Origin of the sequence: Oceanispirochaeta sp., from assembly GCF_027859075.1 — a bacterium.
Taxonomy (GTDB): Bacteria; Spirochaetota; Spirochaetia; order DSM-2461; family DSM-2461; genus Oceanispirochaeta.
Genome location: NZ_JAQIBL010000001.1, coordinates 1 through 11,117, shown reverse-complemented (window position 1 = coordinate 11,117; position 11,117 = coordinate 1). Strand labels below are relative to the sequence as shown.

The window sequence follows — 11,117 nt, the reverse complement described above, 5'->3', positions numbered from 1 at the left end:
CGTTCCGGTGTCAGATTCGATTTCAAAATATAATCCAGAGCCCCCAGCTGGAGAGCATCTCTGGCATAAGAGAAGTCTTCAAAGTGGGTGAGGATAATGGATTGAAGTTCCGGCTTCATTTTCCTGAGACGGCTGATCAACTCCAGACCATTAATTCCGGGCATGGAGATATCGGTAAGCAGGATATCCGGTGAGAATTGATAAAAGAACTCTTCCGCTTCCTTTGCATTTTTGGCTTCACCAACCAGGGAGAAGCCGTATTTTTCCCAATCAAGAGTCGATTTCAAACCAATTCTGACCAGAAGTTCATCATCCACAATTAGAATCTTTATCAATTATTTCACCAACTATCAATTTAAATAGATATAAAGACCTGAAGACCAAAGATGCAGCTTAAAAATTTCGTAACAGGGAAAGAACGCTTTCATAAGGAATATGACTGCCTATACAATCCCCGAAACATTCACCCATCATGATGGCCTATGATTTTCTCAGCAAGTCTTCCCTTTCCCTGAAGGTTCTGACCGTTTGTGACACCAGATGATCCAATGCTTTTTGATCAGGTATTCTGTTCATGGACTGATAAGGGTCACTACCCGGTCCCAAAGGCTCCGGTGTGACATAACAACCTTTCCGGTTATAGTCAATCAGATACAGAGCCATAATGATCGTATCCAGATCGAGGGAACCTTCTCCAAGAGCCCGCCGGTTACTATCTGCCATATGCAGATTTGTAAGCATTGAACCGGCAGAGATGAGGGCCTGGGGAATATGATCTTCCTCGGCCTGCATATGAAAAAGGTCACCATTGATGTGCCGGATTCCAGGGTGATTCACCGCGGCAATGTACTCTTTGGCATCCTCAATAGAATGAACAAGGCTGACTTCATCTCTTCTGATGGGTTCTACGGCGGCTTTTATTCCATTATGAACGAAGAGATCCCCCATCATTCTGATGGTTTCACTGCTTCTGAGAAACTCCGCATTATCGTAGGCTACACTCCTTCCAACAGCTCCGGGAACAACAAGAATATAGTCTCCGCCAACTTCTTTTATAAAGGAAATTTCCCTTTTTGTATAGTCTAGAGCAGCCTGCCTTTTGACAGGACGGTTCGCTGAAAAGTCATTGTCTACCGAATACATCCCGCATATGCCAGAAACCTGTATATCATATCTTTTAAGCAGTTCATTCACTGTGGTACCGGAATAACCAAGGTCATCTCCGTAATGATTTCCATGAAGTTCAATATAAGGTACTCCATTTTCTGACAACCTTTTAAGAGAATCATCCAGATCCTCAAGGCCGAAACCCCAATTGCTCCAGGACAGATTCAACCGTGACCCCAGAGAGCCCCCTCGCTCCTTTTTTAAAGCATCAAACCGCTCTTTTATCGTTTTATTCTTGAGTTCAAAATTCTGTAGATTCATATAACCTGTCCTTTTAGGTGAGACCATTTTTCAAAAAGATATGACTGATGAGAGGGAAAACACATCCATGAAATTATCCCCATTCATCTACTACTGCATGAGTGACTGAATGCTTTTTGCCATGTCCTCAATGATAAGAGAACAGGAGACAGCACCGGCATCCAGAACCCCCCGGGAGCGTTCACCAAGCCTGGCGGATCTTCCGATTTTAGCCACCATATCCTTGGTGGACTCCATCCCGGTTTTGGCGGCGGCAGTCATATCTGTAAGACAGTCAGCAAAGGATTTATCGGCCTTGAGAGACGATTCAAAGGCATTAATGGCAGGAATCATGGCATCCAGCATGGTTTTATCACCCAGCTTGGCTGTTCCCAATGATAAAACGACTTCCAGAGCCGTTTTATACATTTCAAGAAATGTTTCCCTGGTGATTTGCTCAAGACCTTTGCAGCCGTCCCCCAATTCGATGAAGTAGCTGCCGTAGATTGGTCCCATTGAACCACCGATTTCGGATATCAGAACATCCCCCAGAAGGTTCATTCCATCGGTGAGATTAAGCTTTTTGCCTTCCAGTCTTTTTGCCGTGATGGTAAAGCCCTTATCCATGTTGATACCATGGTCACCATCGGCTATTTTCCCATCGACTTCGCTTAAATATTCAACATTAGCTTTAATACAGCTTATAAGGTTCTGCAGAATGATGTATCCATCGGCATTATTAAAAGTATTCCCCATTTGGTACTCCTTTTTTTATTTTGTTACAAATTGCAGTCTCCCGGCTTATCGGGCAAACTGCTTGAGGCCCATGGTATCAATCTCAATATCCACCAGTTCTTTCAGTTCATCATCCAGCTTCATCACAGTCAAAGTGGATCCCATCATTTCCAGAGAGGTAAAGAGATTCCCCACATAAGACCGGTACACGGTGATGCCCGCAGCAGATAGGATTTCTTCAATTTTATTGTAGAGGATGTACAGTTCCATGACAGGAGTTGCTCCCAGTCCCGAAAGAATCACAGCCACATCATCACCTTTCACAAAAGGAAGATCCGGCAGGAGGACATCAAGCATTTCCTGAGCCAGTTCATCAGCCGTTTTTAAGGCCTCCACTTTAATGCCCGGTTCTCCATGATGGCCGATGCCGACTTCCATAGTCCCTTCTTCAATGGTGAAGTTTGGATGCCCGACGGCGGGAATCGTACAGGATGTCAGACCGATGCCGACACTTCTGGTATTGTCTATGGCTTTTTGTGCCGAAAGGATAACCTCATCAAGGGAACCGCCCAGTGAAGCCCTGGCTCCTCCTGCTTTCCACATGAAGATTTCACCGGCAACACCTCTTCTCTTCTCCAATTCTGTTTTGGGGGCTGATGCGGCATCATCGTTTGCCACGACGGTTTTGACCTTCAGTCCGGCTTTTTCAGCCATACGCATGGCCATTTTTACAGTCATATTCTCACCGGCATAATTACCATAGAGACAGGCGACACCTTCACCGGCACCGGCCTCTTTCATGGCTTCAAAAAATGCTTTTGCCGTAGGAGAGGCAAACACTTCGCCCACAGCCACAGCATCAACCATATTCTTTCCAATGTAACCGACAAAGGCGGGTTTATGTCCGGAACCACCACCGGTAACAATACCGACTTTCCCCGGAACAGGAGCATTTTTGTATTTGATAACACGCTCATGACCCGTAGGAGTGACAATGTCTTTATGAGTCTTTATAAATCCTTTGAGCATATCCTCGACAACCATGGTGGGATCATTCACTATTCTCTGCATATCTAAATCCTTTTTATTTCTTTTCTCCGGCGGGAATAGAAGTCTTTGAAATCCTGGAAAAGTTCAAAACCTGTTCCCAGTCCTTTATTCCTGCATCAGAACCCAGGCCTGATATAACGAGAGCACCACAGGCACTGCCGATCCGGCCGCATTCTTCCAGAGTCATGCCCCGTGAAAGGGCTTTGATAAATCCGCCGCAGTAAGAATCACCGCAGCCCGTCGAATCAACGATTTCAGCTTCAAAACAGGGGATATGAAGCTCTTTCAGTTCACCACCTTCAAGCCAGCCGATGAAGCTGCCCTTTTCTCCATTCTTGAAAACCGTATGACCAGCACCTTTTTCCAGAAAGAAGCGGTGCAGTTTCTGTCGGTCATCAAATCCGCACATCAGAACGGCTTCTTCCAGCCCCGGCATGAAATAATCAATATAGGGGAGGCAGGGTATAATCAGGGGCAATGCATCAACAGTCTCAAGAGCAATAAGATCAAAAGTGGTGACTAATCCCTTATCTTTGGCAAATGACAGTATGCGGACAGTATCTTCACCATCAATACCCGGGAGAAGTCCTGTCCCTCCCACATGAAGAAATCCGGCAGCGGCAATCAGATCAAAATCAACATCTTCCAGGCTGAAACAGGCATTGGCACCAGGAACATGCAGTGCCGGGCGTTCTCCATTAGGCCTGATCAGAAGCATTGAAGTGGATGTCTGCACATTCTTTTTCCTGATAAGTCCTGCCGTATTTATTCCGAAAGATTTCATGGAACTCTCAACAAATTCACCAATGAGATCCTCTCCGACAGCGCCCATGGCATAGACCTCGAGACCGAGTTTAGCCATATCCACACTGGCTCCGGCTGCTGTACCAGCCACAGTCATTCTGGTCTCATCCAGAATGGTCAGGGACTGTCCGGGAGGGATTCCATTTACAGGACGGCCAAGAACATCACAGATATGCAGGCCCAGACTGACCACTTTACTGCTTTTCATGCGTCTTAGCCCTCCTTTTGATGAAGGGCATGCAGGTCACGTTCCCAGGTCATTATTTTCTCGACTTTGGCCGTGGACCCTCCTCCCTGAAAATCTGAATCAAGCCAGATATCCACCAGATTTATGGCCAACTCAATACCAATAACACGAGAACCCATTGTCATGATCTGAGCATTATTACTTTTGCGGGCTCTCTGGGCCGAATAAGAGTCATGACAGGTCGCCGCTCTGATGCCGGGGACCTTGTTAGCGGCAATAGCCATACCGATACCTGTACCGCACATAAGAATTCCCCTCTCATGGGAGCCGTCGGCTACAGCCTGAGAGACAGCCACGGCAATATCAGGGTATAAAACCGGTTTGTGGTCGTTTACACCGAAATCATCCACATGATGACCCAGGTCCATGAGTTGTTGTTTTATAATATTTTTCAAATCCAGGGCTGCTTCATCGCAACCGATGGCAATATCCATTGTTTCTCCTTATTCTGCTTCTACCGGCTTAAAAAAAAGCCGGCTCTTCTTCTCAGGGGATGAGTATGACCTTGAGAGAACCCTCACCCTTTCCTGCCAGTTCAAAGGCTTCTTTGAATTGAGCCAGAGGATAGCTATGAGTAACGACTCCCTCTGTGGGAAGCTTTCCGTTTTCTATCCATTCGATGACCGGCTCATAACAGAAGGGACTCAGGTGAGAACCGAACAGGTCCAGTTCTTTTGTATCACTGATGATGCTCCAGTCTACGGTCGTGAGCTGACCGAAGACGCTGAACTCAACAAAGGTTCCCATCTTTCTGATGGCCTCGAGTCCCTGCTGGACGCTGGAGGGATGACCCGTGGCTTCGATATACACGTCGCATCCGTAGCCTTCTGTCATAGCACGTACTTCTTTCACAACATCCACTTTGGATGGATTCATAACCACATCAGCTCCAAACTTTTTGGCAAGCTCCAATCTGTCATCTTTCATATCAAGAACGATGAGGGTTTTTGGGTTCTTAAGTTTGATGGCTCCCACCATTCCCAGCCCCAGAGTACCGCAGCCTGAGAGGACAACCACATCTTCGTTGCCGATATTTCCTCTGTCTACACAATGCTTTGAACAGGCATAGGGTTCAATCAGAATGGCTTTCTCCACAGGAATGCTTTTAGGGACATCATAGACAAGAGCCTCTTTAGGAAATCTCATATACTCGGCCATACCGCCGTTTACATTGTTCTGAAAACCGTATACATCGTGTTTTTCACACATCCAGTGACGGCCGGTTTTACAGAAGCGGCACTCCCAGCAGGGAACAATCTGCTCGGAAATAACCCGGTCACCCAGCTTGAATTTGCCTTTGACATTAGCACCCATTTCTACAATTTCACCCAGGAATTCATGACCCGGAACAACAGGAGCCTTGATATAGGGAGGAGTTCCGTCTCCGCCCCAGAAACGGGATGCCCCATGTTCGGCCTTCAAGTCACCCGCACAGATGCCGCAGGCTTCCACTTTGATTATAATTTCACCCTCACCAGCTCTGGGAACTTCCATATCTTCAAGACGGTAATCTCCGGGAGCATAGGCGACAACAGCTTTCATTTTTTTTGGTAAATTGATCATAATTCGTTCTCCTTCAATTCTTAGTTGCAGTGATTTTATTGCCCGTTTCTATATTGAACAGGTGGGTTTTCTCGGAAAGGACTTCCAGTTTGATAATGTCTCCGGGCTTGTAAAATATTTTGTCCGTGGTGATCAATGTCAAAAACTCGTCACCCACCCGGAAGTGAAGCCGCCGCTCTTCACCCAGGCTTTCAAAGACAGCAATATCGATCTCTGAGCCCAGACTTTTTTCGGAACCTATAAAGACGTCTGTTGGTCTGACACCCAGACGGACCTTCATCCCGTCATGAACAACATCGTTGTACCTTGAGGGAACTGGAATACTGAGGGGACTTTCATGGAAAACAAAAAGAAAACCTATCTCTGCCTTCTTGATGGTCACAGACAGAAGGTTCATAGGGGGTTCCCCGATGAAGCCGGCCACAAACTCATTGCTAGGGTTATCGTAGATATCCAGTGGTGTTCCATACTGCTGAAGAACACCGTCTTTCATGATGGCAATCTTATCGGAAAGAGACATGGCTTCCAGCTGATCGTGGGTCACTATGATGGTGGTGCAGTTGATCGATTTATGAAGGCGTTTGATCTCATCCCTGAGAACCTGCCTCATCTTACCGTCCAGGTGAGACAGAGGTTCATCCAGAAGGAGGAGTTTAGGTTCTCTGACTATGGCCCGGGCAATATTAACCCTCTGTTTCTGTCCACCGCTCAAGCTGATTGGTTTTTGCTGTAACAGGTCTTCCACCTTCAGAAGGGGCGCAATTTTACTGATTCGCTCGGCGATGACAGCTTCATCAATTTTCTTTGCCCTGAGGTTGAAGGCAATATTGTCATAGACGCTCATGGGCGGATACAGAGCATAGTCTTCAAAAGCCAGTCCGATATGACGGTCTTTGGGGTCCTGATGATTGATGACAACATCATCAATCAAGATCTCACCGCCGGTAATCTCTTCCAATCCGGCAATCATGCGCAGAGTGGTTGTTTTACCGCATCCTGAAGGGCCGAGGATTCCAATAAACTCGCCTTCATTGCAGACAAGAGACAGGTCATTCACGGCAAAATCATTGACAACCTTGCTCTTTTTCTTTTTATTATCATACCTTTTAAAAACATTTCTAAGCATTAGCTCAGGCATTTCTGTACTCCTTTACCTTTCATCCTGCAGAAGATCATTTTGATTGTGACGGATGAGAAACTCCTCGGTGGCAGCATCAAAAAACATGCTGTATTTGAGATCCAGCTTCACATATATGTCAGAATCCATCTCACAGCTGTAATCATTGGGAACGATGATGCGTATTTTATGACCGTCGACTTCGGCTGTGAGGATAGATCGGTTACCGATGGGTTCCAGAACATAGACAGAACCCTTCATAAAATCATCATCATCCTTTTTACGGCTGTAGGACATGTCATTTCCCCGGACACCCAGATTGATCCCTTCAATGCTGTTTTTTCTGAAAAAATCCGTAACATCTTCTGGAACCTCAAAAAGATGATCCTGGTGCAGCAGTTTTACTTTCACTGTTCCATTATCCCGGACAATTTCCGCAGGAATCAAATTGATCTCAGGTTCACCCATCAGACCGGCTACAAACTGATTGCAAGGAGTATAAAAGAGTTCATTCCCCGTACCGATCTGCACAATTTCGCCAAGATTAATGATAGCAATTCGGTCTCCCAGACTAAGAGCTTCCATATAATCGTGGGTGACATAGATGGTGGTGGTATCAAAGGAGGACTGCATCTCCTTGAGTTCGGCCCTCATAAAGTGACGCAGCTTGGCATCAAGATGGGCCAGAGGTTCATCCATTAAGAAAACGTTTGGTTTTCGTACAAGGCATCGCCCCAGGGCCACTCTCTGACGCTGCCCATTACTCAATTGGGAGGGCAGTCTTTCCAGAAGGTTATCAATCTTCATCTTTTTTGTGACAGCCATGATGGATTTTTTGATGTACTCTTCATCTTCTCTGTACAGAGAACTCCTCATAGGTGACGCAATATTGTCATACACCGATAGATGGGGATATAAGGCATAATTCTCAAACACCATGGATACATTCCTGTTGGCAGGAGGAACCACATTCACAATATCATCATTGATTTTAATGAGTCCTTCATCGGGAAATTCCAGGCCGGCGATCATCTTCAGCATGGTCGTTTTTCCAGCTCCGGCAGGACCGAAAAGTACAATAAATTCCTTGTCTTTCACGACGAGGTCTATATTCTTCAGTGCAGTGGTCTGCTTATATGTTTTTGTCAGATTATTCAGTTCAATTTGTGACATTCAATTCTCCTCCTTCTTAACCTTTTACGGCACCGAAACTCAGCCCGCGGACCAGGTGCTTTTGGATCAGCAATGCCAAAATAACCTCGGGCAAAGCGGCGACTGTAGCAGCGACAGCCATCTGACCGTAATGAACGGTGTCTGAAGCAATGTATTTCAATGAGGCAACGGTGACAGTCTCAACGTTGAAACTAGTCAGCAACAGAGGAAATGTAAAACTGTTCCAGGCAAATATAAACGCCAACAATGCTGATGAAACCAGACCCGGTTTAATCAGAGGCAGCAGAAACTTATAGAAGATTTCCCACCACCTGTAACCGTCCAGCTTGGCAGCCTGTTCTATTTCGACAGAAACATCTTCAAAATAACCCCGGACTACCCAGACCAGAAGAGGCATGGTGATGAGCTGATACACCCAGATCAGTCCAAAATAAGTGTCGTAGATCCCCAATTTCTGATAGATCATGAAGAGGGGCAGAATAACCAGAATTTCCGGAGCAAACTTGAAGGACAGGATTGTAAAGGCCAGGTCTTCCTTCTTCTTGAATTCAAATCGGGCCAGCGCATAGGCTGCCGGGACTCCGGCGATGACGGATACCAGTACGGCTCCCCCACTGACGATAATATTGTCCAGAAAAGCCTTAAAATAGTCGGTTTTAAGTAATACCGCATCGTAGTTTTCCAGGGTGGGATGAAACAGAAATGTTGTGTTAAACACTTCTATATCACTTTTAAAAGTAATCAGTATCATCCAGAGGATGGGAAACAGGGCAAATACAGCCCAGGAGGCCAGAAGAAAATTTCTCACAACCTTTCCTACATAGTTCGATCTTTCCAGTGTCATGTACAAAATTCTCCTTTAATTAGATTCGCCGGCGGCCTGTTTCTGGGTCAACAGATATTTACTCACAAGCTTTTTGCTGATTATGTAGATAATGACCCACAGGAAAAGCACGTAGGTCAGGGATTTTCCGAATTTCAAGTAGGCAAATCCTGTCTGGTAACCGGTTATAGACAGATTCATAAGTGTATTTCCGGGTCCGCCCTTGGACAAAGCGAATATGATGGCAAATTCCTGAAGGGAAGCCATAAGCCTGAAAATCAGGGCAATGTACATAAAAGGTTTGAGCATGGGCAGAGTGAGAGTCTTGAATGTGAACCATTTTGATCCTCCATCGACTTTAGCTGCCTCAAAGGGAGATTTGGGGAGTGATTGAAGTCCCGCAGAAACCAGAACAATGACAAAGGGTGCATAGACCCATGTATCAATGAGAGCCGCCGTAAACAGAGCCGTGTGGGATGATGCGGCCCAGGTAAATCCATAGACACCAAACAGGTTGAGAAACTTTTCAAGGATACCGACTGAAGTGTTGGTCATAAGCTGCCATATGAGAGTGGCAATAACCGGAGCGATCATCAGAGGGAAAATCAAGACAACCTTGAGGACTCTGGTGAACCAGTTCTCCGTATTCAGAAGCAGGGCTATTCCCAATCCTAAAAGCATCTGGGGAATCGTGGTAGCCGCGGCGTACTGGAGTGTCACTAACAGGGCATGCCAAAAATCACGGTCAGTAAACATATAAATCCAGTTTTTAAAGCCCACAAACTTCCAACTGGGCAATCTGAATGAAAAGTTAGTAAAGGAATAAAAAATGGCGGTTGCAAAGGGATATAGAATACCGATTGTAATGAGCAGGCAGGGGGCCATGATAAAATACGGCCTTGCTTTGACACTCCAATGAATACTGGTGAGGCTCGTCAGATCCTGCTCATCTACAGCTCTTTGACCTCTATTTGAATTCAATTTTTTCAAAGGGGGTTCTCCTTTATTATTTCAATAAATTAGTTTTCAAAATATAGAGATGAATTGACTGCAAATTGATGCAGTATTTATTTAATTGATTGAGTGATACGGGAGGCTGAAAGCCTCCCGTATCCTGTATCAGATCAAAGGGAAGGGAATAAGCTATTCCACTTCTATATCAGAAACGATCCTGTCAACTTTCTTTTTAAGCTGATCCAGTCCGGCCTGAGCAGAGGGGTACTTTCCTGAAACAATGTCCTGAAGGGTCGCTGCCCATTCGGTTGTTGTTTCGAAAAAGTGTGGCTGGGGAGTAAACTGAATGGTAGTACCAGCTACAGAGTCCTGAAAAGCCTGTGCGTATCCTGTTGATTCGGCAAGTACTTCTTTAAACTCAGCACTTTCAAAGACGGATCTTCTGGCGGGGTCTACAGTTTTACCAACTGTGGATGCCCACTGGTTAAACTCTTTGCTTGTAAAGTACTGGAGGAACAACCAGGAAGCAGTTTTATGCTTTGATGCCTTGTTGATGGCCATAGCCCATGTCCAAAGGTTTGCATTGACTTCGGTCTTTCCTTCGGGAAGGGGAGCATGAACCCATGCGATATTTCCGGCTTCCTGTGAGGCGCCCCAGGGATTCTGGAAGTATCCGTTACAGTCGGCATCGAAGAGCATGGCGGCTTTACCGGCACCCAGGTCGGCTCCGGCCTGATACCATGTATAACTGGCCCATGTAGGAGATCCACCCTTCTTGATCAGGCTGACCCAATCTTCTGTCATCTCCACGGCTTCGGGTGAGTTCATCTTGGAAACGAGCTTACCATTTTCGATTTCAAAGTCGACAGCACCGTAGTTAGAATATGTGGTCATATAACCGGCGTGGATTGTTCCCCAACCTCTGGAACCGCGAAGAGCCAGAGCATAGCTGCCGGGTCCGTCAAATTCCTGCAGCTGCTCACACAGGACTTCAAGTTCTGCCATGGTTTTTGGTGGTTTCAGGCCTCTTTCATCAAAAATTCTTTTGTTATAGGCAAGAGTGTTTGTTTCAAAACCAAGGGGAAGAGCCCAAAGGCTGCCGCCACCGACTTTGTGACCAGGTACCAGGTCCCATTTCAGTGAAGAAATAACACCGGGGTAAAAGTCTGCAAAATCATAGTCGGGGGAAACCAGGTTTGGATCATTGATGAATTCATCCAGCGGCTGAACATAACCAGGTACTG

Annotated in this window: 12 protein-coding genes; all 12 read right to left on the bottom strand. The window is 46.0% G+C overall.

Annotated elements, in window-relative coordinates:
* A partial coding sequence (locus PF479_RS00060; RefSeq protein ID WP_298000973.1) for a response regulator occupies positions 1 to 335 on the bottom strand: 335 nt, incomplete at its 3' end.
* Positions 336 to 480: 145 nt separating this feature from the next.
* Entirely contained in the window at positions 481 to 1,428 is a 948-nt protein-coding gene (locus PF479_RS00055; RefSeq protein WP_298000971.1) for a sugar phosphate isomerase/epimerase, read from the bottom strand.
* A 90-nt stretch (positions 1,429 to 1,518) separates the two neighbouring features.
* Positions 1,519 to 2,163 (bottom strand): dihydroxyacetone kinase subunit DhaL, encoded by a 645-nt coding sequence (gene dhaL, locus PF479_RS00050; RefSeq protein ID WP_298000970.1) that lies wholly within the window; start codon positions 2,161 to 2,163, stop codon positions 1,519 to 1,521.
* Between the two features lie 45 nt (positions 2,164 to 2,208).
* Positions 2,209 to 3,213 carry a dihydroxyacetone kinase subunit DhaK gene (locus PF479_RS00045; protein ID WP_298000968.1) on the bottom strand — a complete coding sequence of 335 codons (1,005 nt, stop codon included), beginning with the start codon at positions 3,211 to 3,213 and terminating at the stop codon, positions 2,209 to 2,211.
* Positions 3,214 to 3,226: 13 nt separating this feature from the next.
* On the bottom strand, positions 3,227 to 4,204 hold the full coding sequence (locus PF479_RS00040; RefSeq protein ID WP_298000967.1) for a carbohydrate kinase family protein: 978 nt from the start codon (positions 4,202 to 4,204) through the stop codon (positions 3,227 to 3,229).
* 5 nt (positions 4,205 to 4,209) lie between these two features.
* Positions 4,210 to 4,677: a ribose 5-phosphate isomerase B gene (rpiB, locus tag PF479_RS00035; protein ID WP_298000965.1), complete on the bottom strand. Its 468-nt coding sequence runs from the start codon at positions 4,675 to 4,677 to the stop codon at positions 4,210 to 4,212.
* 52 nt (positions 4,678 to 4,729) lie between these two features.
* Positions 4,730 to 5,806 (bottom strand): alcohol dehydrogenase catalytic domain-containing protein, encoded by a 1,077-nt coding sequence (locus PF479_RS00030; RefSeq protein WP_298000963.1) that lies wholly within the window; start codon positions 5,804 to 5,806, stop codon positions 4,730 to 4,732.
* Positions 5,807 to 5,819: 13 nt separating this feature from the next.
* The gene (locus PF479_RS00025) at positions 5,820 to 6,944 is read right to left on the bottom strand and encodes an ABC transporter ATP-binding protein (RefSeq protein ID WP_298000961.1); all 1,125 of its coding nucleotides are present in this window, start codon (positions 6,942 to 6,944) and stop codon (positions 5,820 to 5,822) included.
* A gap of 12 nt (positions 6,945 to 6,956) precedes the next feature.
* On the bottom strand, positions 6,957 to 8,096 hold the full coding sequence (locus tag PF479_RS00020) for an ABC transporter ATP-binding protein (protein WP_298000959.1): 1,140 nt from the start codon (positions 8,094 to 8,096) through the stop codon (positions 6,957 to 6,959).
* A 16-nt stretch (positions 8,097 to 8,112) separates the two neighbouring features.
* Positions 8,113 to 8,940, bottom strand: a complete 828-nt coding sequence (locus PF479_RS00015; RefSeq protein ID WP_298000957.1) for a carbohydrate ABC transporter permease — start codon at positions 8,938 to 8,940, stop codon at positions 8,113 to 8,115.
* A gap of 15 nt (positions 8,941 to 8,955) precedes the next feature.
* A complete protein-coding gene (locus PF479_RS00010; RefSeq protein WP_298000955.1) occupies positions 8,956 to 9,909 on the bottom strand; it encodes a carbohydrate ABC transporter permease in 954 nt (317 codons plus the stop codon).
* Between the two features lie 153 nt (positions 9,910 to 10,062).
* Positions 10,063 to 11,117, bottom strand: a 1,055-nt coding sequence (locus PF479_RS00005; RefSeq protein WP_298000953.1) for an extracellular solute-binding protein, incomplete at its 5' end; no start/stop codon positions are given.

Bases quoted from the DNA above. Each gene is read 5' to 3' on its own strand.
- PF479_RS00055 (WP_298000971.1), bottom strand. From the start codon at position 1,428: ATGAATCTACAGAATTTTGAACTCAAGAATAAAACGATAAAAGAGCGG.
- dhaL (WP_298000970.1), bottom strand. From the start codon at position 2,163: ATGGGGAATACTTTTAATAATGCCGATGGATACATCATTCTGCAGAAC.
- PF479_RS00045 (WP_298000968.1), bottom strand. From the start codon at position 3,213: ATGCAGAGAATAGTGAATGATCCCACCATGGTTGTCGAGGATATGCTC.
- PF479_RS00040 (WP_298000967.1), bottom strand. From the start codon at position 4,204: ATGAAAAGCAGTAAAGTGGTCAGTCTGGGCCTGCATATCTGTGATGTT.
- rpiB (WP_298000965.1), bottom strand. From the start codon at position 4,677: ATGGATATTGCCATCGGTTGCGATGAAGCAGCCCTGGATTTGAAAAAT.
- PF479_RS00030 (WP_298000963.1), bottom strand. From the start codon at position 5,806: ATGATCAATTTACCAAAAAAAATGAAAGCTGTTGTCGCCTATGCTCCC.
- PF479_RS00025 (WP_298000961.1), bottom strand. From the start codon at position 6,944: ATGCCTGAGCTAATGCTTAGAAATGTTTTTAAAAGGTATGATAATAAA.
- PF479_RS00020 (WP_298000959.1), bottom strand. From the start codon at position 8,096: ATGTCACAAATTGAACTGAATAATCTGACAAAAACATATAAGCAGACC.
- PF479_RS00015 (WP_298000957.1), bottom strand. From the start codon at position 8,940: ATGACACTGGAAAGATCGAACTATGTAGGAAAGGTTGTGAGAAATTTT.